This is a genomic window from Jannaschia sp. S6380, assembly GCF_023015695.1.
GTDB lineage: Bacteria > Pseudomonadota > Alphaproteobacteria > Rhodobacterales > Rhodobacteraceae > Jannaschia.
Map to the genome: position 1 here is coordinate 1,020,677 of NZ_JALKAS010000001.1, position 23,709 is coordinate 1,044,385.

20 protein-coding genes and 1 tRNA gene are annotated in these 23,709 nt (G+C 61.2%); 9 read left to right on the top strand and 12 right to left on the bottom strand.

The features are described 5' to 3' along the window. Positions 1-304 precede the first annotated feature (304 nt). Genes MWU52_RS05315 through MWU52_RS05330 form a run of 4 tightly spaced genes read left to right on the top strand, consistent with a single transcriptional unit; the run spans position 305 to position 7,065 of the window. Positions 305-3,055: a DEAD/DEAH box helicase family protein gene (locus tag MWU52_RS05315; RefSeq protein WP_246950103.1), complete on the top strand. Its 2,751-nt coding sequence runs from the start codon at positions 305-307 to the stop codon at positions 3,053-3,055. Further along, positions 3,052-4,602 carry a restriction endonuclease subunit S gene (locus tag MWU52_RS05320; RefSeq protein ID WP_246950105.1) on the top strand — a complete coding sequence of 517 codons (1,551 nt, stop codon included), beginning with the start codon at positions 3,052-3,054 and terminating at the stop codon, positions 4,600-4,602. Before MWU52_RS05315 ends, MWU52_RS05320 begins: the two co-directional genes overlap by 4 nt. Next, a complete protein-coding gene (locus MWU52_RS05325; protein WP_246950107.1) occupies positions 4,595-5,599 on the top strand; it encodes a DUF4917 family protein in 1,005 nt (334 codons plus the stop codon). The genes MWU52_RS05320 and MWU52_RS05325 overlap by 8 nt, the downstream gene beginning before the upstream one ends. Continuing rightward, a complete protein-coding gene (locus tag MWU52_RS05330) occupies positions 5,596-7,065 on the top strand; it encodes a class I SAM-dependent DNA methyltransferase (RefSeq protein WP_246950109.1) in 1,470 nt (489 codons plus the stop codon). Before MWU52_RS05325 ends, MWU52_RS05330 begins: the two co-directional genes overlap by 4 nt. A 317-nt stretch (positions 7,066-7,382) precedes the next feature. On the opposite strand, the gene MWU52_RS05335 is transcribed toward MWU52_RS05330, so the two are convergent. The 5 genes from MWU52_RS05335 to MWU52_RS05355 all read right to left on the bottom strand — a co-directional run bounded on the left by MWU52_RS05335 (position 7,383) and on the right by MWU52_RS05355 (position 12,598). After that, positions 7,383-8,828, bottom strand: a complete 1,446-nt coding sequence (locus MWU52_RS05335) for a hypothetical protein (protein WP_246950110.1) — start codon at positions 8,826-8,828, stop codon at positions 7,383-7,385. Continuing rightward, on the bottom strand, positions 8,828-10,120 hold the full coding sequence (locus tag MWU52_RS05340; RefSeq protein WP_246950111.1) for a DUF4365 domain-containing protein: 1,293 nt from the start codon (positions 10,118-10,120) through the stop codon (positions 8,828-8,830). The genes MWU52_RS05335 and MWU52_RS05340 overlap by 1 nt, the downstream gene beginning before the upstream one ends. Before the next feature lie 98 nt (positions 10,121-10,218). Then, a complete protein-coding gene (locus MWU52_RS05345) occupies positions 10,219-11,838 on the bottom strand; it encodes an RNA-directed DNA polymerase (RefSeq protein ID WP_246950112.1) in 1,620 nt (539 codons plus the stop codon). Further along, complete coding sequence (locus MWU52_RS05350; RefSeq protein WP_246950113.1) at positions 11,835-12,113, bottom strand: hypothetical protein; 279 nt, start codon at positions 12,111-12,113, stop codon at positions 11,835-11,837. The genes MWU52_RS05345 and MWU52_RS05350 overlap by 4 nt, the downstream gene beginning before the upstream one ends. A gap of 302 nt (positions 12,114-12,415) precedes the next feature. Beyond that, on the bottom strand, positions 12,416-12,598 hold the full coding sequence (locus MWU52_RS05355; RefSeq protein ID WP_246950114.1) for a hypothetical protein: 183 nt from the start codon (positions 12,596-12,598) through the stop codon (positions 12,416-12,418). Between the two features lie 168 nt (positions 12,599-12,766). Here MWU52_RS05355 and MWU52_RS05360 point away from each other — a divergent pair, with 168 nt between their 5' ends. After that, positions 12,767-13,231 carry a hypothetical protein gene (locus tag MWU52_RS05360; RefSeq protein WP_246950116.1) on the top strand — a complete coding sequence of 155 codons (465 nt, stop codon included), beginning with the start codon at positions 12,767-12,769 and terminating at the stop codon, positions 13,229-13,231. Positions 13,232-13,312: 81 nt separating this feature from the next. On the opposite strand, the gene MWU52_RS05365 is transcribed toward MWU52_RS05360, so the two are convergent. Both MWU52_RS05365 and MWU52_RS05370 read right to left on the bottom strand, forming a co-directional pair. Continuing rightward, complete coding sequence (locus tag MWU52_RS05365; protein WP_246950118.1) at positions 13,313-13,513, bottom strand: hypothetical protein; 201 nt, start codon at positions 13,511-13,513, stop codon at positions 13,313-13,315. Between the two features lie 180 nt (positions 13,514-13,693). After that, positions 13,694-14,269, bottom strand: a complete 576-nt coding sequence (locus tag MWU52_RS05370; protein WP_246950120.1) for a hypothetical protein — start codon at positions 14,267-14,269, stop codon at positions 13,694-13,696. Positions 14,270-14,591: 322 nt separating this feature from the next. On the opposite strand from MWU52_RS05370, the gene MWU52_RS05375 reads away from it, so the two are divergent. Further along, positions 14,592-16,568 carry an AAA family ATPase gene (locus tag MWU52_RS05375; protein ID WP_246950122.1) on the top strand — a complete coding sequence of 659 codons (1,977 nt, stop codon included), beginning with the start codon at positions 14,592-14,594 and terminating at the stop codon, positions 16,566-16,568. Further along, positions 16,568-16,981: a DUF6634 family protein gene (locus MWU52_RS05380; protein ID WP_246950124.1), complete on the top strand. Its 414-nt coding sequence runs from the start codon at positions 16,568-16,570 to the stop codon at positions 16,979-16,981. Before MWU52_RS05375 ends, MWU52_RS05380 begins: the two co-directional genes overlap by 1 nt. A gap of 445 nt (positions 16,982-17,426) precedes the next feature. Here MWU52_RS05380 and MWU52_RS05385 read toward each other — a convergent pair whose 3' ends face one another. Then, on the bottom strand, positions 17,427-18,257 hold the full coding sequence (locus tag MWU52_RS05385) for an extensin family protein (protein ID WP_246950126.1): 831 nt from the start codon (positions 18,255-18,257) through the stop codon (positions 17,427-17,429). Beyond that, on the bottom strand, positions 18,254-19,210 hold the full coding sequence (locus MWU52_RS05390; protein ID WP_246950128.1) for a L,D-transpeptidase: 957 nt from the start codon (positions 19,208-19,210) through the stop codon (positions 18,254-18,256). Before MWU52_RS05390 ends, MWU52_RS05385 begins: the two co-directional genes overlap by 4 nt. A 101-nt stretch (positions 19,211-19,311) precedes the next feature. Between MWU52_RS05390 and MWU52_RS05395 the strand changes: the two genes are divergently transcribed. Further along, positions 19,312-19,385: transfer RNA gene (locus MWU52_RS05395), tRNA-Gly, on the top strand. 71 nt (positions 19,386-19,456) lie between these two features. Next, positions 19,457-19,933 carry a thioesterase family protein gene (locus MWU52_RS05400; RefSeq protein WP_246950130.1) on the top strand — a complete coding sequence of 159 codons (477 nt, stop codon included), beginning with the start codon at positions 19,457-19,459 and terminating at the stop codon, positions 19,931-19,933. Between the two features lie 21 nt (positions 19,934-19,954). Here the strand turns inward: MWU52_RS05400 and pgi are convergent, their stop codons facing one another. Genes pgi through zwf form a run of 3 tightly spaced genes read right to left on the bottom strand, consistent with a single transcriptional unit; the run spans position 19,955 to position 23,709 of the window. Then, positions 19,955-21,544 carry a glucose-6-phosphate isomerase gene (pgi, locus tag MWU52_RS05405; protein ID WP_246950132.1) on the bottom strand — a complete coding sequence of 530 codons (1,590 nt, stop codon included), beginning with the start codon at positions 21,542-21,544 and terminating at the stop codon, positions 19,955-19,957. Positions 21,545-21,583: 39 nt separating this feature from the next. After that, positions 21,584-22,255, bottom strand: coding sequence for a 6-phosphogluconolactonase (gene pgl / locus MWU52_RS05410; protein WP_246950134.1), 672 nt, complete (start codon positions 22,253-22,255; stop codon positions 21,584-21,586). 2 nt (positions 22,256-22,257) lie between these two features. After that, on the bottom strand, positions 22,258-23,709 hold the full coding sequence (gene zwf / locus MWU52_RS05415) for a glucose-6-phosphate dehydrogenase (protein WP_246950136.1): 1,452 nt from the start codon (positions 23,707-23,709) through the stop codon (positions 22,258-22,260).

Here is a 23,709-nt window from a genome sequence, read left to right on the forward strand (position 1 = left end):
AGGGAGGATGCCCAGTCGCCTTGTTTTTCAGGTTAAAATCAACCGAGCTATACAATCCCATTGCGAAATTAATTGCTTAGAGAAAGAGCTGCCTCTCAATTTCGGAAAATAAATTTCACGGGCGAAATGAGAAAATGACGCCACGCTTTAGGTTCTAAGATCAGGACTGACTGAGAGAACTTGTTAAACGATCACCTAAACCTCATCGGCCCGCTTGCTGATGCGTATTGTTAAACGACTTCCGATTGCACTCCTGAGGCGCAGGCGACATGATGGGGAAAAGCAATACCTTAGTGAGTTTTCCTTGAGCCACGACCTCAACCAAGATCCAGAACAGATTGCCCGAGACCGCATCGATGAACGCCTGCGCGCGGCGGGCTGGCAAGTCCAGGACAAGGGCGCGATCGACTTCTCCGCAGGCCTCGGTGTGGCTGTCCGGGAGTACCAGACGGACGTCGGTCCGGCGGACTACGTCTTGTTCGTCGATCGCCAGGCCGCAGGTGTAGTCGAGGCGAAGCAAGACGACCTGGGTGTGCGCCTAACATCCGTGGAAGAACAGTCTGAGGGGTACGCCAACGCCAAGCTGAAATGGATCCAGAACAGTGCGCCCTTGCCGTTTCTCTACGAGGCAACTGGAGAGATCACGCGCTTCACAAGCGGGCTAGATCCTGCCCCTCGCTCCCGGGAGGTCTTCACCTTCCATCGCCCTGAAACTCTGAAAGCATGGCTCGCCAACCCGGCATCTCTCCGCACCGGGATCACAGCCCTGCCAGAGTTGAAGACCGACGGTCTGCGGGCCTGTCAGATCACAGCGATCACCAACCTTCAGGCCTCACTTAAGGCAAACCAGCCCCGCGCTCTCGTCCAGATGGCAACTGGATCGGGCAAGACCTTCACCGCGATCACCCAGGTCTACCGCCTTCTGAAACACGCAGGCGCCAAGCGCATCCTGTTCCTGGTCGATACCAAAAACCTGGGCGAGCAGGCTGAGCAGGAATTCATGTCGTTCTTGCCCAACGACGACAACCGGAAGTTCACCGAGCTCTACAATGTCCAGCGCCTGACAAGCCCTTCCATCGCAGGCGACAGCCAGGTTGTGATCTCAACAATCCAACGGATGTATGCGACGCTCAAGGGCGAGGAACTGGCCGAGGGCGCAGAGGATGAAGGCGGCGCGGCGACGCCCAACTACCGCAAAAAGCCCCTGCCAGTCGTTTACAACCCGAAGCTCCCACCCGAGTACTTCGACGTCATCGTCATCGACGAATGTCACCGCTCCATCTACGGGCTCTGGCGGCAGGTCCTGGACTACTTCGATGCCTTCCAGATCGGCCTCACCGCGACCCCGGACAATCGCACCTTCGGTTTCTTCCAAAAGAACGTCGTCAGCGAATACACCCACGAGAAGGCCGTGGCGGACAAGGTTAACGTCGGCAACGAGATCTACCTGATCGAAACGCAGATCACCAAAGCCGGTGAGACCCTCAAGGCCAAGCAGCTGATCGAAAAACGCGAGCGAGACACCCGGGCCAAACGCTGGGAAAGCCAGGAGGATGAACAGGCCTACGCCGCCACCCAGCTTGACCGATCTGTCGTGAACCCCGACCAGATCCGCACGGTCATCCGCACCTACAAGAAAAACTGGCCCGACATCTTCCCGGGCCGCAAAGAGGTGCCCAAGACGCTGATCTTCGCCAAGACCGACAGCCACGCGGACGACATCATCCAGACCGTCCGGCAGGAGTTCGGCCAGGGCAACGACTTCTGCCGCAAGATAACCGGCGGGGCGAAGAACCCCAAGTCCTCGCTCGCGGCCTTCCGAAACAACTACGACCCGCGTATCGCCGTCACGGTGGACATGATAGCCACCGGGACGGACGTGAAGCCGCTGGAATGCCTGATCTTCATGCGGGACGTGAAATCCAAGAACTACTTCGAACAGATGAAGGGGCGCGGCACCCGGGTCGTGAAACCCGATGACCTGCGAAAGGTCTCCCCCTCCGCTGAGGCCAAGACACACTACGTGATCGTCGATGCCGTGGGCGTCACCAAATCGCTCAAGACCGCCAGCCAACCGCTCGACACCAAACCGTCGATCCCGTTCAAGGACCTCGCCATGGGGCTGATGATGGGCGACCGGTCGGAGGAGACGGTCAGCTCGCTGGCCGCCCGGCTGGCGCGGCTGGATCACAAGCTAGGAGCGGAGGAGCAAGCGCAGATCACAGAGGCCGCAGGCAAATCCCTAACGGCTATCGTGCGCGATCTGTTCGACGCCATCGACCCTGACAAGGTGGAGGCCGATGCCAAGGCCGCAGGCCATGCGGAGCCGGACGATGCCGCAATGAACGCCGCGCGGGACGAACGGGTGCGGCAAGCGGCCAATGTCTTCACCGGCCCGCTCATCACCACGCTGGAGACGATCCGCCGCGACACGGAACAGACCATCGACCATGACAACATGGACACTCTCCTGCGCGCGGAATGGGCGGGCGACGCGGATGAGAATGCAAAGACCATCCAGCAGGACTTCGAGACCTACCTGACCGAGAACCGCGATGAGATCGAGGCGCTGACCATCTATTTCAACACCCCTGCCCGGCGGTCCGAGGTGACGCTGTCCATGCTTAAGGACGTGCTGACCCGCTTGAGGCAGGACCAACCCCACCTCGCGCCGCTGACCGTCTGGCGCGCCTATGCGCATCTGGACGATTACAAGGGCGACGACCCGGCCAGCGATCTGACCGCGCTGGTGGCGCTGATCCGGCGGGTGACGGGGCTGGATCAGACCTTGACCCGCCATTCCGACCGGGTGCGGCGCAGCTTTCAGGATTGGGTGCTGAAGCGCCATGCGGGCAAGGGTGAGAAATTCTCTGACGCGCAGATGGACTGGCTGCGCATGATCCGCGACCACCTGACCGCCAGCTTCACCATCGAGCGCGACGACCTGGAGCTTGCACCCTTCGACACCCACGGCGGCATGGGGCAGATGTATGCGCTGTTCGGCGGTGAGATGGATGCGGTGATGGCTGAGATGAATGAGGCGCTTTCGGCATGAGGAAGTTGCCCTCTGATTGGTGCGCCACATCAGTTGCGGCGCTCTCAGAACCTTTACGTTATGGATACACGGCAAGCTCTAATGCCGAGGCCGACGGACCGAAGTTCTTACGGATTACAGACATTCAAGATGGACGCGTGATCTGGTCTGGTGTGCCGCGCTGCGAAATTGGAGACGACAAGCTCGAACAGTTTCTCTTATCTGCTGGTGATCTGGTTTTCGCACGGACTGGCGGCACCGTCGGTAAGAGCTTCCTGATCCGAGACACTCCAGAACCTGCTGTCTTCGCATCATATCTTATAAAGGTTTCCCCCGCCGCAGGTATCGAGCCAACCTATCTTTACTGGTTTTTCCAGTCTTTGAGCTATTGGGAGCAAATCGGCCTTAAGAAAGGCGGGCTTCAGGGCAATGTCAATGCAAAGACGCTAGGCTCAATCGAATTGCCACTTTGTCCGACCAACGAACAACGCCGCATCGTGGAGAAGATTGAGGCGCTGTATGAGGAGATCGACGCAGGCGTCGAGAGCCTCAGGACGGCGCGGGTCAAGCTGGGGCTGTATCGCAAATCCCTGCTGAAGTCCGCCTTCGAGGGCCGCCTCACCGCCGATTGGCGCGCGCGGAATACAGACAAGCTGGAGCCCCCCGAAACCCTCCTCGCCCGCATCCAGTCCGAACGCGACACCCGCTACAAGGCCGCCCTCGACGCCTGGCAAACCGCCCTCACCGACTGGCGCGCGAACGGAGAGCAAGAGAAGAAGCCCGCGAAGCCGAAGCGGTTGGCGGACGTGAAACCCCAGCACATTTCCGATGAGGTTTGCCCGACTTTTCCCGATGGATGGGGATCTAGCAGACTTGGCAACCTGAACGTCACAGTCTCGGATGGCCCATTCGGCTCGAATCTCAAGACAAGCGATTATACGGATTCAGGGGTACGCGTAATTCGCCTAGAAAACATCGGGCACGGCGAATTCCTCGAAGGAAAGCGATCATTTGTTTCTGAAGACAAGTATCAGACAATCAAGAAGCATTCGGTCTACCCGGGAACAATCGTCGTATCGTCCTTCGTCACAGAAGCCGTTCGTTCCTGTGTCGTTCCAAGCAGCATTCCTCTGGCCATAAACAAGGCTGACTGTTTTGCGGTCGTCATTGCAGGCCACGAAATCAGCATCGAGTATAGTGCTTACTACTTGCAAAGCCTTCAAGTTTTTAGGCAGGTCGAAGACCTCGTTCATGGAATTGGCAGGCCGAGGATCAACACCACTCAGTTGAAAGAGCTGCACTTTCCAATCTGCTCCCCCGCCGAACAAACTGAAATCGTCCGCATCCTCGACGAAAAGCTCTCCGCCGCCGACGCCATGGAGGCCGAGATCGACGCCGCCCTCACCCGCGCGGACGCCCTACGCCAATCCATCCTGAAAAAAGCCTTCTCCGGCAAACTCGTCCCCCAGGACCCAAACGACGAACCCGCCTCCACCCTCCTCGCCCGCATCCAAGCCGCCCGCGCCGCCGCGCCAAAGGCTAAGAAACGAAAGACCACCAATGCCTGACGTCGTCAGTTTTCAAGATGCCATTAAGGCGACAGAGGGCGACGACAAGGCGCTCCTGATCGGCAACGGCTTCTCGGCGCAATACTTCAACTACACTAACCTTCTGGCAGAGACCCAGTTGAAAGATGATAGCCCGATCAAGGCATTATTCGACCAGCTTGGCACGGTCGATTTCGAGGCTGTCATCCGCGCTCTCGAAGACGCCTCCGTGGTAGAACGGGCGTATGGCAATGCCGACCATGCAGACCAGCTGGTTGGGGACGCCCAGATTGTCCGAGAAGCCCTGGTCGCTGCGGTCAACGCGACACACCCGGCACATCGAGAAGACCTCGATTTTCAATACGAGAGCGCAGCCGCCTTCCTCAAGCATTTTTCGAAAGGCCAAGTCTTCACCCTGAACTACGATCTGTTGCTCTATTGGGTGAACCTTGAAAAAAGTCTTCTTACCGATGGGTTTGGCCTAGGTAGCTACGTCGAAGACGGTCGGTTCAAAGGGCCATTCAAAGAAGGAGCCTATTGCCGAACCTTCAACCTGCACGGAGGACTTCATCTTTTCCAAGATGAGATCGGCGAGGTCTACAAGGCTTTGAACTATGGTGATGGCGTTATTGCTAATATTACGCATGAAATCGCCGATAAAGGACGCCTGCCGCTCTACGTCGCCGAAGGATCTTCGAAGTCTAAGCTGCGGAAGATCAACTCCGTCGAGTATCTCCGCCATTGCTATCGTACACTGCAGGAGACCACCGGCTCCGTCTTCGTATTCGGACACAGCGCAGATTCTAACGACGCGCATGTCTATCACGCGATATTCGGCTCCAAAGCCAAACACGTCTATTTCGGCGTTTTCCAACCGAGTAACGACAAAGTCGCGTCCCTGGATGCGGAACTGGCCAGATATAAGAAGCTCGGAGGGGACGACGTCAACTATACCTTCTTTGATTCCGAGACCGCACACGTCTGGGATGGACCGCCAGCAGAAGAAGAAGCCTCATGAACACCTCAGCCATCGTCAGCCGCGTCATGTCCTTTCGCAACACCCTGCGCGATGACGGTGTTGGCGCGGGCGACTACCTGGAACAGCTAACCTACCTCATCTTCCTCAAGATGGCCGATGAGTACAGCAAGCCGCCCTATAACCGTGACGTCGGCGTGCCAGAGAACTTCGCCTGGCCCACCCTGACCGCCCGGCGCGGCGCTGAGCTGGAGGCGCATTACGTCCGCCTGCTGCGCGAGCTTGGCTTGTTGCCCGGGATGCTGGGGCAGATCTTCACTAAGTCCCAGAACAAGATCACCGACCCGGCCAAGCTGTTCCGCCTGATCGACATGGTAGACGGCGTGACCTGGGTCACCCTCGGCGCGGACCTCAAGGGCGACATGTATGAGGAAATCTTGGAGGCGGACGCGGCCGACAAGAAATCCGGCGCGGGCCAGTACTTCACTCCCCGCCCCCTGATCCGCACAATGGTCGAATGCGTCCGACCCGAACCTGGCAAGACGATCGCCGACCCGGCCTGCGGCACGGGTGGCTTCTTCCTGGCCGCGCAGGAGTTCCTGACCGATCCCGCACACCACGCTCTCGACCGAGACGAGAAGAACTTCCTGAAACATAGCACGTTCTTCGGAAATGAGATCGTGGCTGGAACGCGGCGTCTATGCCTGATGAACATGTTTCTGCACGGCATCGGCGACATCACTGGCGATAACCTGATTTCCCCGGCCGATGCGCTGATTTCGCCGTCGTCCGACACGGTCGACTACGTCCTCGCCAATCCGCCCTTCGGCAAGAAAAGCTCCATGAGCTTTACGAACGCCGAGGGGGAACAGGAAACCGATGATCTGACCTATAACCGTCAGGATTTCTGGGCCACCACGTCGAACAAGCAGCTGAACTTCGTCCAACACATCCGTACCATGCTGAAAACCACGGGCCGCGCCGCCATCGTGGTTCCGGACAACGTGCTGTTCGAAGGTGGCGCTGGCGAGACGATCCGGCGGCAGCTGATCCAGACAACTGATCTACACACCATCCTGCGCCTGCCGACCGGCATCTTCTATGCGCAAGGCGTCAAGGCCAACGTGATCTTCTTCGACAACCGCGCCGCCAGCCCAGATCCGCAGACATCGAAGATCTGGTACTACGACTACCGGACAAACGTGCATCACACCTTGAAGCAACGCCCGCTGACATATGCCCACCTCGAAGAGTTCGTGCGATGCTATAACCCGGACAACCGGCATGAAAGAGCGGCAACCTGGAGTGAACAGAACCCGGACGGGCGTTGGAGATCTTTTGACCGCGACGAAGTTCTCTCTCGCGACAAGGCAAGCCTCGATGTCTTCTGGCTGCGCGATGCCTCGATGACGGATCTGGACAACTTACCCGAACCCGAAATCCTCGCCGAGGAGATCATAGACAACCTGCGCGCCGCTCTTAATAGTTTTGAAGCTGCCAGGGTGTGAGGGCGGAAAGCCGACATTCGCTGCAGGCGCCAGAGTTCTAATCCGTATCTCCAAAACAGACATTCACGGGACAAGACCGTTGGCCAAAGTTGACGAGATGACGTCGCGAGTATGTACCCAATGCGAAATCCACGTGTCCGGTTCTCTGACGACACAAGCTTCCAAAGCTTTAGTTACGGCTTCGATTCCCGTTACCCGCTCCAACCGCAACATCGCGTAAACGCTACGATGTACCACTACTTGCAGCGAAGGAGGCCACGTGAGCGGTCGCGCCGGGGTTGCGATTTGGTTACAGATGCTCCGCCGCTGCAACCCGGCTACATGAAAAAGCTGTAGCGCGTCTGCACCCGGTCGTCCTCGCCCACGTACTTGAGAATCTTGCCGACCTTGCGCGACGCCGCGATGGTGATGGGGTCGCGGTTATCGAATTGCGTGTTGTTCCAGTTCATCTTGCTCAGGGCCAGTATCTCGGCGGCGTTGTGTGTCACAGGTTGCGAGGGGGCCTGCGAGCGGATCATCAACGGCTTGGGAATGTACATGCCGGTGTAGGTCTTGAAGAAGTCCACGCCGCCCCGGCTGTAGAGCACGGCGCGGTCGCGATCCAAGCGCAGCAGTGTGCCGCGCAGAGGCGGAAACTGCCCGTCGCGGAACAGGCGGAAGGCGCACGGGGCCACCGCCATGCAGTCCAGATTGTCGATACGGCATTCTTCCACGGCAGCGTCGAAGCCCGCCATCTCTTCGGGGTGGAAGGGCGATGTCTTGTGCAGCACCACCCGCGCTGGATACTGCGCGTGCTGGTCGTAGTATCGCTGCATCGAGCGAGACAGCAGGTCGTGCGCGTGGGCCTCGGTCATGTAGGGCCGCCGGTCGTCCGACAGCTTGGCAGCCCGCCCGCCGCGCAGGATCATGCCTTCGCCGCGCTCGTCGAACATCTGAGCGGTGCTGGTGTCCAGATACTCGCCGCTGTGCGACTCGTGGAAGCTGATGCCCACGAAGCAGGATCGCATCTGCCGGGAGTCCCGCGCCAGCCGCCACGGCAGGCCGCCCGCCTTGTAGTACAGCGCCGTGAACAGGTTCCACGCGCGGGTGGCGTCCTCCTGCACCTCGCGGAAACTGTCAGTTTTCGTCTTCCGAGGAATCTTGATCGTAGGGTCGTACAGCGTCGGCCAGAAGATCTGAATTGGCAGGCCGAAGTCCATCGCCGCGATCTTGAGACGCGCGCGAAAGTCCACGCCTGAAGGTGCCGCCCCGCTTTCCACCACCTCGTCGTCGTCGTCGGTCACATTCACTGCCGCTATCACGTCCAGCGGCAAGCCGATCAGCACGACGTCCGGCCAAGTGTTGCCCTCGGCCAATGCTCGCAACTCCGCGACGAACAGGTCGGCGTAACGGTCCGCAAGGTTTAGCGGGTTACTGTTCTTCAGCTTGTGCAGCGCTCGCGCCGGTATGGTGCGGGTGTCCTGCTCGTCGCAGGTGAACGCCACGCGGAAGGGGCCGTCAGCCGTGCAGCCGGGGAACGGCGGATACAGGTTGGTCAGGCGCGTGTCGGCCTTGCCCTCGATGCCAGCGGCGCAGCGGGCGAACCAGCCCTGCGTCCCCTCCACCGTCTCCGTGTCGCCTATAAGGCCGACCCGCACGGCGGTCGGCGCACCGGTCTGTCCCGCGTCGAGCGGGCCGTAGTCCATAAGTCCGAACCGGATGTCGATGTGGCGGTGGGCCTGCCCGAACTCCAATTCCGGTTCCGGCAGGTGGGACAGCTTCATCACAGCAGCAGCCCCTCCGTATCTGCCGGGGTGGCGCGCACGGGCTTCCATAGGTCGTCGGGAACGCCGAAGTCCGCCACTAGCTTGTCGGCGGGCGCGAACGTCAGATACGGGTACGGTTGCCGGAACATGTCTTCCTGCTCGTCGACGCACAGGTAGGCGCGCCACATGCCGAATTGCCCGCGCACGTCGGGGTTCCATTCCATGCGCTTGATCTTCGACAGGTGTTCGCCGCCGTAGCCGTCCTTCTCCCTGCCGTCGCGGGTGAAGTGATAGGTCGGCGTAATCTGCACGAACCAGTCGTCCGCGATGCGGATGAATTGCCACTTGAACGCCGAGTGCCGCCAGAACCCCTTGTACTGCTTCGCCACGAAGCGGTCGGCGTTCTTCTTTTCCGCGAAGTAGGTGATCTTGCGATCCCGCTTGCCGGGGTTCGGGCGGAAGTACATCGCGTAGTGGTCTCGGTCGTAGAGCATGTCGCGGCTGACCATCTGCTTCATGGCGCGATTCAGCAGGTCCACGAAGTCCCGTTCCCTGTCCGGGTCGTCTGACAGCGCCCACTCCGAAACGTCGAACTCTTCCATCGCGCCGGTGTCGCAGACCTCGCGCCACGGCGGAGCGTCCAGATTGCGGAACGAGAGTACCGCCCCTCCGCGCAGGATGGCCTCCCTCGGCGGATAGGGGTCGCGTTCCTTCAACCTGCGCCAGAATTCACCAACGCTCTTCGCGTCGGTCGGAGCCCAGTACAGCGTCGTGGCCATAGCAGATACGCGCAGCAGGTTGGTCGTCAGCTCTTCGCTCCGGCGCGGCGCGGAATAGTAGCTGCCGGGGCGCGCGGTCGCGGCCACCTCGCGCAGTGCCCGCGCGGCCTCGGCGGTGAACAGGTCGGCGGTCTTGTCGAACTGCACCTTGCGGCTGGCGCGGTTCTGCGGATCGGCGAACCACGTCCGCACGTCCTTCCAGTAGGCGCGATCTTTGGTCAGATCGACCACGATCAGCACCACGGGCGCGGTGCCGAACGTCCAGTAGTCGATGTCGCGCTCGTCGCAGGGCCAGTGGAAGCCCGCCTCGGAGTCTCCGGGCAGGCGGTTGCCGGTGGCCTTGCTCTGGAATTGGACGATCTGATTGGCCACCTCGCCCGTTTCCGGGTCGCGGATTTCGATAGAGCCGTCGATACCGGCCTCCACCCCGCCGGTCTCGTAGATCAGGTATTCCATAGCGGCCACGACCTTGCGGATGTGCGCGATGCCCTGTTCACCTTTTATCCCCGAACGGGAAATCTTCTTGGCCAATGCTCGAAACCACTAACTATTGATCGTTGGCTAGGAGCACATACTATAAGATGTGCCTGCTGTTCCTTCAACCACTCACAACGCCAGGAACGTACCGATTAGGACTTGGCCCACTTCGCAAGCACTTTGTCGAAAGCTCTTTCTTGCGGAAAACGTCCAAGAAAATACTTCTTCTCATCTGCGGGCAGCTCAGAGCAGGAATAGATAAACGCTCTTCGTTGCCAGATGTCCATTTGTGCAAAAGAATCTTTTAGTTCGCGAAGCCAGTCAACGCCTCCACCGTTTCTGGCGGCGAGGATGATCTCTCGCCTGATAAATGGGTCAGCATGCTGAAAAAGGCCAATCAGATCAGAGATGTGATTAAGCGTCGGATTGCGCGAAAACAAGCTCAGCAAGGAAAGGCGAAAATACTCATTCTCTCGAAATTCATCGTCTGTTACCAAGCCAAGCAAGTTCCGCCCGATACCCACCCAGTCCTCTTGTTCGACACTCTGTACGGATGCAAGGTAGTTACAGATTCCTGCGAGACACGGTGTTAGTTCAGAAATCCGCTCGATAGATACTTCGATGGCACCAGGATGGCCTATCTGGGCGAGCCGACGATAAAACCAGCGAAGACGAATGAAGTCGGTAGGTACAGTGTCGAGGTACTCGGATATGATTCCTGCGATATCCGACTTCCGTAGCTTGGACCAGTCTTCGGGCGAGACCGAATTGTACGAAATCGTCTTATATGGATTCCCGCCAGAGTACCTCTTTATAAGACTTAGAAGCCGCCGTTCATTTCGATTGATTGGCCGGTCCTCCACCATGCTGTTGCTTAGAGTGGCGAAATCCGCCGGGGCCATAAATCGGGTCTTGTGCCGCTGGAGTGTGAGACGCTGTTGTTGATCGAGCACTTTCGCAACAAGGTTCAACGCTTTGCGCGCCCTGCTATGTGAACTACAGAAAACAAGGATGTCGTCAGCGTATCGCAGAAATGATAAGCCCTGTGCGCTCAAACTGTTATCGACCGGAATCAGCGAGGCCTCGGCAAAGAGATGTATGGCGTGCGGGCCAACCGGGACACCTCGCGAGACGCCTGCGGTCGTACTTTCCAGTAGTTTGATCACCCATTTCGTTGCTTGGTTCGGAAAGCCAGACGCGATTAGCTGATTCTCCACAACGTGGTGGTAAATCTGGTTGTAGAAGTCGGCAATGTCGCAGTACAGAACCACACTACTTGTCGCGCTTAATTCCTTTGCTTTTGCCCAAAAATCATTCCAGCCAGATTGGCTTTGGTATAATCCATGTTCCTGAGTGGGCTGGAAGCGATAGCTGAACACTGTGTCTTCCGGCAGTCGCCTCTGCTCGATCCCGGCTCCAAATTGATGGGCGATGGCCGATAGGATTATCGCATCTTGCGGATCGAGTTGTGTAGCCTGCCGATACGATATTTCATCCTTTGGGACAATGAAGCGCCGCGAGGCGCTTGGTTCTAGCTGGTTCAAATCCTTTCCTGACAACGCGGAAACGAGTTCACCCTTCAGGCTTGTCGCGGCCCTCATTTCCAAAAGCTTCGGAAACAGATCGCCGTCGGAATGATCCGCAACAAAGTCGATTGCCCAGGTGACCGAACCTGCATCAATGGTCACAACGAGTCCTCTCAAAGCCCCTCTTCGACAAGTTGAGCGCAAAGGCTTTGGAGAAACAATGACTTTCTGGGTGGCGGGGATCACCGATAGGCCGCCAGCCGCAACAGGGGACAGTCCTCAAGCGACCGTTCCAGCCGCACGTAGATCGTAAGCGGGCCGAGGGACTCATGGCCGGATGGCAGCTGAATGTCGGGTAGGGTCAGTCCGTCTTTGGCGAGCGAGGGGATGCCACCGGCACACAGGGAATGGCCGCCCATCGCAGCGGGGTCCATGCTCAACTCCTGCGCCGCGCGCATTACCACTCGGTCCACTGCGCCGTCGCGCAGGCGGTTCGGGCGCACGTTGCCGTGACGGTCCAAGCCCCGAAACTGCGCCTCGCCGGGGGCCATGCCCGCCGCCTCCACTCACCTCTCCAAGACCAGCGCGGTGCAGAAACGCGGGGCGCTGCGCCGGTACCCGGCAGTGCCGGACGTTCGTCCCAAACGCAGCGAAGGCCCGGATTGTCCCGAACAGCCGCCTTCTGGCCGTCCGTAAAACTGCGGCCTGCATGACTGGCTGGTTTGGGGTAGCTGCTATGCGGCGTCCGCTCTCACGGCCAAGGTCTGCTTAGGGCCGGAAGCAGTGTAAACCTCTAAAAAGCCCTTGGTTGTCCGCTTTTGCTTCAGTCTATCCACTCTCGAACATCATAGCCCTGGTCGCGCAGGCTTTGCTTCAACACCCGCCGTACCATCTCAGGTCGAGAAGGCTGGTCGTCGGCTTTGTCTATCAGGTCATCAATTGCTTCAAGCGTGGCAGCATGAAGCCTTACCATGATCGCCTTGGTGTCTCTCTTCGGCGGTGCCATCTTACTATCCTTATTGATATCGATCTTGATAGCACGCCTACCACTACGTCGCGAGAAAATTCACAAAGGCTCTTGCGATACTAATATTAATATCATATACAGTATCAGGCGTGAGGGAGTTGCACCTCCCAACACGCCCTAACCATCAAGATCTATGAGGAGATCATTATGGCTGAGAACGTCTCTATCACGTCCCCCGGCACTACGAAACTCGATGCATCCGTGTCGGACCGCATCGCCCTTCATGTCACTAATGCGCTTTACGAAGAGGCGCTGAAGGCGGACTGGGCTTTTCACGCTTCGAAACTGTCACAGGATTCCGTTCAGGGCGCGGATCTTGGGCATGAAGCCGCATGTGCCTGGGCGAGCTGTATCGAAGCCTTGCGTGATCTGCAGGACATGTCCGAAGTCGATCCGCGGATTGCCGATGCCGCAGCCCATCTTGAAGCGATGATGCCGCCTGTCATCCCGGACATCGCTGAAATGGGAACGCGTTTCTCCTCATTGGTGGAAGAGGCAAAGTCTGTCCGGGAACGGCACCCCGAATTGGCAGAGGTGCTGCAGCAGACAGGCTGCCTGATCCATGTTCACGGTGCCAACTTGGAGCTCATGTCTTTGCGCCAAGCTGCCTGAACATACCTCCCTGATAGTGCGGTGACTACATCAGTCGGTCCGTCTTGGATCGACTGAACATCCTGCTGCACTTCCCTCTTTTTATGCACTGACGCCGCCCGCCTTGAGGATGGCGAACATTGCCAGCTGTCCGGAGTTCAAATGCCGACAACTAACGTACTCTATCCGTTCAAGATCGCCGGGGCGTACCCGCGGCTGTTCTGGGGCCCGATCCAAGACAACTGGCGCGAAGCAGCCCACCGCAAAGGCTTCATCTTGCTCGGCCGCGGCGGTGAAGGCCATCAAACGCTCGTTCTCGGCTGTCGAAACTGCGGCGAGCCACTCCTACGTCGGACCAATGTGGTGCTTCAGAGCGACATTCAGTGCCGTTCTTGCATCCGACGGCCCTACGACGAAGCTGCGGCCCGGTTCGGTGCCACAGTTCTCGGGCGGGACCCAAAGGGTGGGCGCCATGACCGCATCCTAGAATTGCGCTGTGGCCATACGAAAACCCTGCAGCGAAATCAGATCTTGAAGGTCGGCAGGGGCGAGGTCGATGTCGATTGCGAGATTTGTCGTCACAAACGTTACGACGATGAAGCCAAAGCAAATGGCTGGACGTTCGTCAGGCCTGCATCGGATCGTCAGAGCTATGCCCTCTACCGCCACAAGTGCGGCTTCGAACACGAAGCTCACATCGGAAACATGCGCGTTGGCCAATGCGCTTGTCCGGAATGCGGGCCCAAGGAAGGCCCGGTATTGTCCGGGATTTACATCTTCCGGATCGACCTGCCCGGACTCCCTGTTGTCAAACTCGGACACAGCCATCGGCACAATGATCGGCTTCGCCGCGACTTGAAGATCGCGGCCGATGTCCACACGGAAGTTCTTCGGTATCATCCCATGCGGACCAAATATCTTGCCCGGACGCAGGAAGAATCCGCGCATAATTTCCTGAAGGTTCGGCACCCGGAGTGGATCGTGCCGAAACGCCTCTTCGGTGACGCGATCGCCGTCAAATCCGAAATCTACCGCCCCGAAGCTTTGCCCACGATCCATCGTCTCCTAGACGAGATCGCACTCCGGCATCCGGCCCCGACTCCGGACACTTCCGGCCAGTCCTAACCATCTCCCATTCTCGGACCCTTCAACAATGTCTCCATCATCAATGAACATGCGCGCCAGCGCGCCCTCGTCGCACGCCCGGACACGGGCCCTTACTTACCGCCTCACGCGGGCGATCATGGATCGCCATCGTGAGAGCCACGGCGACGAGCTTTCCAAATCGTGGGGTGCGGACAACGCACCCCGCCCGTCACGGCTCCCGGACATCGCACGCTTGCTCGCAGTCTCCGGACAAGGCGTACCGACGGCGACCCAAATGTCGCCGGAGGAAATCACAGACGCGATCAAATCCGGCATCGATCCCTACGCCGACGCCATCGACGGCACAGCCGTACGTCAGGCCCTTCATCCGCCGCTCACGGACCTTCTCTGCGCGATCCATCTCGCGCGCTGGTTCTCGGACAGTGATCCGTTGATCGGGCCGTTTCCCCCTGGGCTGACGCTGATCCGGGTCGCAGATCTCGCGCTGCGGGATCGGCTCGAGGACGCGATGCAGCTCGTCCTACCGTTTGCGTGGGAAGCGCTAACGCCTGGACCGAAGTCATTCCCGGACAATGCCGTGCTCGTTACCCTCGAGAAGGCGAGCAGCTTCAGCAAGTCGGACCCGCGCGAGAAGTTCCGCGAGAGCCTGGACGACGCGCTCGCGAAGGGCCTTGGCGTCGTCGCCCTTGCTACGGAACCGTCGGACCTCTCCGAGGGCGGCCGCATGCTGCTTGTCCGGGATGTCACTTGGCCCGTGTTCGACGGCGGCGCCGTCATCGAACTCCTCCGCGCAACCCACAGTGCCACTGGCGAGGTTGCTGAGGCCGAACTCCGTGCGCGTTTGTCCGAGAATGGCAAAATTGCCAATCTGCCGTGGCCTGTCGTGAACCACGCATTTCACGCCAGGACGAGCTTAATCGTCGCAGACCGCCTCTCTGCAGCCCGGCTCCCGGCCAATCCGACGCCGCGGCGCACGCTGGACGATGTCTGTGGGCTGCCCGAGGTCACTGGCGAGCTACGGCACCTCGTCGAGGATGTCCGGGAATGGCAGGCCGACCAGCTCGATTGGTCCGACGTCTCCGCCAGCATCCTGCTCCATGGACCGCCCGGCACGGGCAAGACGATGATCGCGGAAGCCCTCGCCGGAAGTGCTGGAGCAACCTTCGTTTCCACGTCCTATGCCGAGGCGCAAAAAGCCGGACATCTGGGCGATTATCTCCGGACAATGGGGCAGCAGGTCGATAGCGCCATCGCCAACGCGCCGTCGGTCTTTTTTCTCGACGAACTCGACAGTTACCGTGCGCGCCATAAGTCCGGGAACCATTTCTCGAGCTATATGCATTCCGTGGTCAATGGACTGTTGGAGCAGTTGACGAAGCTCAACGAGGCCCCGGGCGTCATCGTCATCGCAGCAACCAACCACCCCAACATCATCGACCCAGCCCTGATCCGCGCAGGTCGTTTCGATAAGAAAATCGCCATCGGCTCCCCGAAAAAAGATGGTATCGAGGCCATCCTGTCCGGACATCTCGGAACAGACGCGATCCCCCTTGGCGACCTGTCGCTCCGTCTCGTCGGCCTGTCCGGTGCAGACGTCGCGGCCATTGCGCGCGCAGCGAAGGGAGCGGCGCGGCGAGCGCGGGAGCCCCTCGCGCTCTGCCACGTCCTCGCCGTCGTCGATCAACGCGTGTCAAACCCCGACCTGGAGCACATCCGCCGGAAGGCTATCCATGAGGCCGGTCACGCCGTGGTCGGCCATGTTCTCGGACTCAAGTCCGGACACCGCATCTTCGTGGCCGCCGTCGGCGGCGGCTACGACTCGCCCGTTCCTCCGGTCATGACCCCGGACATGGCCGATCGCGAATTGGCCATGCGGATGGGCGGCCGGGTCGCGGAAGTCACTTTCCTCGGATCGGTATCAACGGGATCGGGCGGCAGTGAACACTCCGACCTTGGCGGAGCCACTGACCTCGCAATCGACCTTGAGCAAGAGTACGGCTTCGGATCGTCTCTTCTCTACAGCCCAGTGGCCCCGGGGGATCGCCACCGGATGCCGGACGAACTGCGGGACCGTGTCGAACGGCGTTTGCGCGGGGCCGAGGAATGCGCACGCGCCGTTGTTGAAGCCAATCGGCACCTCGTTGAACGCGTCGCCGACGCGCTCATCGAACACCGCGAGCTCGACGGAGACGAGCTGCTCCGGCTCCTCACCCGCGACGAGGTAGATCGCCCCATCGAGGAGGCGTCTTGATGCTCGACCCGCGCCCGTTCCAAAACTACGGCCTTCTTGTCCGCATGCACGACTGGCTAACTGATCCTGTTCCGGAAGACCTGTCATCCGCGCCTAAACTGTCGGACTACACCATCGCGGTAGATGGCATGGGCCTGCTGCGCCTCGTCGCCCAAGTTTGCGGCCACCCACGGCTTGGCGACAGCTGGATCACCACCAGCCCAATCTGGCAGATCGACCCGCAAGGAATGTTCGCGAGGACATCCAGCCGTTGGTATCGACTGTCCGGAGGGTTCCGGGAAAGCATAGAAGCCAACGCAGACCCCAAGACTATAGCGATGGCCGAACAATTTCTGTCGACGACAGATGCTATCGCCCACTTGGGTTACATCCGATCAATAGTAGACAGGGAGCTTCGTAGACGAGCCAACTAGAGGCATCCGCTGCCCAGAGACCTTTGCATCAAGCCTGCACCGCGGATATCACTCCGATGGCACACCGCTGTCACAACACCAACTCAGGACACCGATACTGATCTAAAATATCCAGCGTTTTCAACGCGCTAAATTCGCGTGCGGAAACTAGCTCCGATCCCTACCGCCGGAGCCAATTCTCTGAAAATATTGAAAACGTCCGTGCCGCGACAGGTCGAGTTTTTGCGCAGAATTTCTCACCTACCTGCTTTTGGGCAACGGAACGGCAATTTTCGGACCACTGTTACCTTGCCGTAGGGTAATAATCCTACCCTAGTGATCCGCCTGCCCTTGTGTATCAAAGACCGAGGTGATCCCCGCCGGGGTCAAGGCAGGGTCCTCTTTCCATCTAGTGGGTTCCGGGGTCGCGCCGAGCGAGATCACGGGCGTCGGCGATATCTCCGGTTCAGTCCCCCTCGCCCGCGCCCTGTTCGCACAGGCGGAAGCCCGAGTTCCGTGCCTTGATGTCGATATGCAGGTGGTCATCGTGATAGGGGTCCGACCCCGGTCCCAGAACCGTGGCGAAATCCACGCAGGCGGCCGCGCGGACAGCGTCTTGGAACGACTCCTCCATGGTGCCGTCGCGGGCGCGCGGCACGATGGGCAACGGATCGCCGGCCGAGAAGGTGAACCCCATCAGGTCGAAGGCATTGCCGAACGCATGTTCCGACAGCTTGCCGTCGGGCTGGTTGTTGCGGCGCCGGCAGTTGTAGCCCGTACCGTTCTGCAGCGCCGTGACGGCTCCTCGGTTCAGGCGTTCGGCGGCGGGCAGGACGAAATCCTGCGTCCAATCGGCAAGGCTCCGGGCCGTCGGGCAGCGTACCGTAGCCGGCGGCTCGACCACGATACCAGGCAGGATCTCGGTCACCTCGATCGGCCGCAGGATTCCGCAATCGGCGTCCTCCTCGGGCACGATCGGCTCGACCTCGGAATAGACCGTACCCATCTCGTCGAGCGCGGCGAGGCAGGCCGCGTAGTCGGCATCGTCCAGCTTCAACGTCTCGCGGACGGAAGGACCCGCCTCTTCTGGCAGTCCCGGCAAGGCGTCTTCCGCCTCGGGGGCGGCATCGCCGTCCGCTTCGACCTCACCGGCAGCGTCTGTCTCAGTATCGGCACCTTCGTCCGGCGGTCGCTGCACCGGTTCGGGCGAGGTCTCGGGCGCCGAGTCCTGTGCCATCAACGGCGATCCGGCAAAGATCAGGAAGGCGGCGAGGCAGGAGAGCGGTTGTCGGATCATTCCATAAACTCCACTTGGGTTCCCTGTTCGACCAGATGGGCCAGTTCCTCGATGTCCCAGTTCGCGAAACGCACGCAGCCGTGGCTGCGGTGTTCGAACAGCTTGGCGGGCGTGTCCGTCCCGTGCAGGCCGTAGGTCGGTTTGGACAGATCCAACCAGACCGTTCCGACCGGCCCGTTCGGCCCCGGGGGCAATGTCAGCGCCTCGTCCACGCCGTCGGTCTTGAAATTCACGTCCGGGTCGTACGTATAGGTCGGATCCATCGCGGTCGCCGTGATCTCCATGGTGCCGCTGGGCGACGGCGTGCCGTCCGAGCCGATCGCGACGGGATAGCTGGTGATCATCTCGCCATCGGCGTCGAAGGCCACCGCGCGGCGGTCGGATTTGCGGATCTCGATCCGCGCGACGTCGGCCTCCAGCCGCGGGCCGGGTGCGGCGACGGTGATCGTCTCGCCGGGTTGGAAGGCGGCGTCCGGGTTCAGGGCGACCAGCACGTCCTCGTCCATATGGAACCGCTCGGCCAGCTTCTCTGACACGCGAACATATCCCAGTTTTTCCATCTCGGCCTTCTTCGCCACGTGGTCCGGGATCTCCGCCACGAGGCCGGACGCATCCTCCTCCGTCACCGTGTAAGGCTGGATCACCGGATCGGCAGACCCGCCGCCAAGGGCATCCCAGACCTCCGGGTCGAGGATACCGTCGACCTCAAACCCCTCCCGCGCCTCGAATGCCTTCAGGGCGCTTTCGCTCATCCCGCCCTTGTAGCCGTCGATGATCCCGGGCGAGATACCGGCGCGGTCCAGAAGGACCTGAACCTGGACCGTCAGCCCCGATTGCCCATCCGGCAGGTCGCCACCGCCATAGGTCGCGCCGCGGATGTCGTCGGGCGTCAAGGCGGCCGCAGGCAGGGCCAAGCAAACGGTGGCCAGAGTGGCGGCTAAACTGGTTCTCATGTCGTCCTCGATCGGTTGTGCATTCGGGGAACGCGCGGGACGGCCATCCGGTTCGCCCTTGAGGCCGTCGAGATCGTGTGGCATGACCCGCCGGACGGAGCGCGGGTATGGTGAAAAGGTATCACGCGAGCTTCCCAAGCTTAAGTTACGGGTTCGATTCCCGTTACCCGCTCCAGAATATTCAATGTCTTATCGGAAGTTCTTCATGTTGATCCGGGCGTTGCGGCGGCATCAGGGCGATCGGACATGACGCTGCCTTTCTTGACCCCGCTGGACGTGCCGACGCTGCGGGCACAAGGCGTGCCGGCGCCCTTCGTCTTCGGCCAGGCGGACCGCGTCCGCTTTCACGAGCTGGACGTCCTCGACCACGTCAACAACGCGCGATACCTGTCCTGGTTCGAAACGTTCCGCATCGCCTATCTGCGTGCCTACGGGATCAGCGATTACGCGGGCGAACGGCCGGTGCTGGTGCTCAAATCCGTGTCGGTGGACTACAATGCGCCGCTCCACCTCGACGATGCCTATATCGTCGCGGGACGAACCCGCGCCTTCCGAAACACGTCCTGGACGATGGAATACGGCGTGTTCGCCGGCGGGCGTCTATGCGCGTCGTCCGAGGCGGTGATCGTCCTCATGGAAAGCGATTTCGTGACCCGCAAGCGCCTGCCCGCGCGTTACACCCGCGCCTTCATCGATCGCGACGGCGCGCGGTTCGAAGGCTGAGCGGCCGCCGCCCGCCCGCGATCAGGATCGCCAGTCGCGGATCTGGCCGAGCAGGCGACGGGTGGACGCGTCCTTTCCGGACAGGTCCCCGTCCTCGACCAACGGCGCCAGGGACGTCGCCAGTTCCTTGCCCAATTCGACCCCCCATTGATCGAAGCTGTTGATGCCCAGCATCACCCCTTCCGCGAACACGCGATGCTCGTAGAGGGCGACGATACCGCCCAGCGTCTCCGGATCGAGGCGCGGATAGATCAGGGTGGTCGATGGACGGTTGCCGGCGAAGACGCGATGCGCGGCCTGACGCTCCAGCTCCGCCCCGTCGTATTTTCCGGCAAGGCCGGCGCGGGCCTCGGCATGGCTGCGCCCCTTGAGCAGGGCCTCGGACTGCGCAAGGCAATTCGCGATCAACAGGCGGTGGTGATGGTCCAGCGCCGGTTCATGCCCCTGCGCGGCCAGCAGGAATTCGCATGGGACGGGCTCCAGACCCTGATGGATCAACTGATAGAACGCGTGCTGTCCGTTTGTCCCCGGCTCGCCCCAGACCACGGGGCCCGCTGGGCCAGGCAGCGGGTCGCCCGCCATCGTCACGCCCTTGCCGTTCGACTCCATCTCCAGCTGCTGCAGATAGGCGGGCAGCCGTGCCAGCCGGTTGTCATAGGGCAGGATCGCGCGGGTCGGATAGCCGCAGACCTGATGATGCCACAGCCCCTGCAATGCCAGAAGGATCGGCAGGTTGTCGGCGGGCGGCGCGTCGCGGAAATGGTCGTCCATCGCCCGCGCGCCGCGCAGGAAGGCGTCGAAATTGCCCGGCCCTATGGCGATCATCAGCGACAGCCCGATCGGCCCCCAGACGGAGTAGCGCCCGCCCACCCAATCCTCGAACCCGAAGACCCGCGACGGATCGATCCCGAAGGCGGAGGTCTTGTCGGTGGCCGATGACAGCGCGGCGAACTGTGCGCCGGGGTCCGACACCGTCTCGGCCATCCAATCGCGCGCGGTCTCGGCATTGGTCAGCGTCTCGATCGTGGTGAAGGTCTTGGATGCGACGATGACGAGGGTCGTCGCCGGGTCCAGCCCCTTGACCGTTTCGGCCCAGTCGGCGCCATCGACATTCGACACGAAATGCGTCCGCGGCCCGTCGTGATAGGGCGCAAGCGCAAGCACCGCCATGGCCGGACCCAGGTCCGACCCGCCTATCCCGATATTGACGACGTCGGTGACCCGGCCGCCCGCCGCCTGGAACACGCCGGTACGGACATCGCCGGCAAAATCGCGCATCCGGTCCAGCGTCGTTCCGACCTCGGCCATGACATCGGCACCATCGACGGTCACCGACCGCTCACCGCGCAGCGCGGTGTGCAGGACAGCGCGACCCTCGGTCTCGTTGATACGGGCGCCGTCGAACATGGCGTCGCGCCGATCCGGCACGATGTCGGCCACCGAAAGCAGGCGGTCGAGGGCGGGCCCGGTGATCGACGTCTTGGACATGTCGAACAGGAACGGACCGCTCTGCCGGACCATGCGGTCGGTCCGGCTCTCGTCGGCCAGAAGATCGGCGATGCGGGCGCCGCGCATCCCGCGCAGATCGTCCAAGGCGGTCCAGATCGTCATTCGGCGCTCCTCCGGCTGGTCGTTTCAGGGGGCGGGCGGTCAGGGCGCCCAATGCACCGTCGCATCGCCCAGCAGCGCGGCGATGGGCATGTCCATCGGGTCGGCGTTCCGCGCCCGTTCCAGGACGTCCCGCTTCTCCGCGCCCATCACCAGCAGATGTGTGTCCATGGCATCTGCCAGCACAGGGCGCGTCAGGGTGATCCGCGGATCCTCGGCGCCTTCGGCGCGCATCGCCATCAGGACAGGCGCATCGTCGGCCATCGCCGCACGCAGGCGGTCGCCGTCGGGGAACAGGCTGGCCGTGTGGCCATCGGTGCCCATGCCGAGCAACAGCACGGAAATCGGAAGTTCCGCGTCGAAGGCGGGGGAGAGGTCCGGGATGCCGTCCTCAGGCGTGGGGGCGTCGTTGACCATGGGGACGTGCACCGCGGACGCGGCGCGGTCGGTCAGCAAAGTCCGTTTCAGCAAGCTGGTATTCGACCGCTCATGCCCCTCGGGCACCCAGCGTTCGTCGTTCAGGAAGACGTGCACCCGTTCCCATTCGAGGTCCACGCCCGAAAGCGTGCGGAACACCTCGCCGGGGCTGGAGCCGCCGGGCACGCAGAAGCTCGCATGGTCATGCGTCAGAAGGCAGTTCTTCAGCGCCGCCGCCAATTCGTCGGCCAGCCCCATGGCCAGCATCTCGCGGTCGGGATAGCTGCGGAAATCCATCGTCAATCCTCCAGGTCGCGCCAGCGGCGTCCATCGCGATGCATCAGCGCCAGCGCCTCCTCCGGGCCCGACGACCCCTGCGAATAGCTGGCGGGCTTGTCGCCCCGCGCCTCCCATCCGTCGATGATCGGGTCGGTCCAGGCCCAGGCCGCCTCGACCTCGTCGCCACGCATGAACAGCGTCTGGTTGCCCCGCATCACGTCCATGATCAGGCGCTCGTAGGCATCGGGGATCTCCTCGCCGTCGGGGCCCAGGGCGTCGGCGAACGTCATGTCCAGCGGCACGTTCACCAGACGCATCCCGCCCGGCCCCGGTTCCTTGATCGTCACCGACAGGTCCATCCCCTCGTCCGGTTGCAGCCGGATGGTCAGGGCGTTGGCCTTCGACGCGTCGTCCCGGTCGAAGATGGAATGCGAGGTTTCCTTGAACTGGATCACGATCTCGGACAGGCGCCGCGACATGCGCTTGCCGGTGCGCAGGTAGAACGGCACGTGCTTCCAACGCCAGTTGGAGATATTCACCTTCATGGCGACGAAGCTCTCGGTCTTCGACGCCGGGTTCTCGGCATCCTCGGCATAGGACGGATCGGCGCCGGCCTTGTACTGCCCGCGCACCACGTCGCGCGGGTCGACGGGATCCAGCGCGCGGATCACCTTCAACTTCTCATCGCGCAGCATGTCCGCGTCATAGCGGTTCGGCGGCTCCATGGCGGTCAGGCACAGAAGCTGCATCAGGTGGTTCTGCACCATGTCCCGCATCGCGCCCGACTTGTCGTAGTAGCTTCCCCGCCCGCCGACGCCCACCGTCTCGGCCACGGTGATCTGGACGTGGTCGATATAGCGTTCGTTCCAAAGCGGCTCGAACAGGACGTTGGCGAAGCGGACGGCCATCAGGTTCTGCACCGTCTCCTTTCCGAGGAAATGGTCGATGCGGTAGATCTGCGTCTCGGCGAAACTGGCGGCCAGATCGTCGTTCAGCTTGCGTGCCGTGTCCTGGTCGGTGCCGAACGGTTTCTCGACCACCAGGCGCGAGTTGTCGCAGGCGATCCCGTGGCCACGCAGCTTCTCGGCCAGGGGGCCGAACAGGCTGGGCCCGACCGAGAAGTAGAACGCCTTGACTACATCGTCGCGAACCGACGCCTTCAGCTCCTTCCAGCCGCCCTCGCCCTTCGCGTCGATGGGAATGTAGCTGCATTGGCCGCAGAAGGCGTCGATCATGGACGCGTCGTGCTTGTCCTTCGATACGAATTCGTCGATCGCGCCGCGCACCTCGTCACGGAACCCGTCATCCGACAGTTCGGACCGCGCTGCCCCGATGATCCGCGCGTCCTCGGGCATCTGGCCGGCCACGAACCGGCGGTAGAGCGAGGGGAGGATCTTGCGGGTCGCCAGGTCGCCCGTCGCCCCGAACAGGACGAGGTCGAACGTATCCACCGGTATCGTGCGCGAGACCAT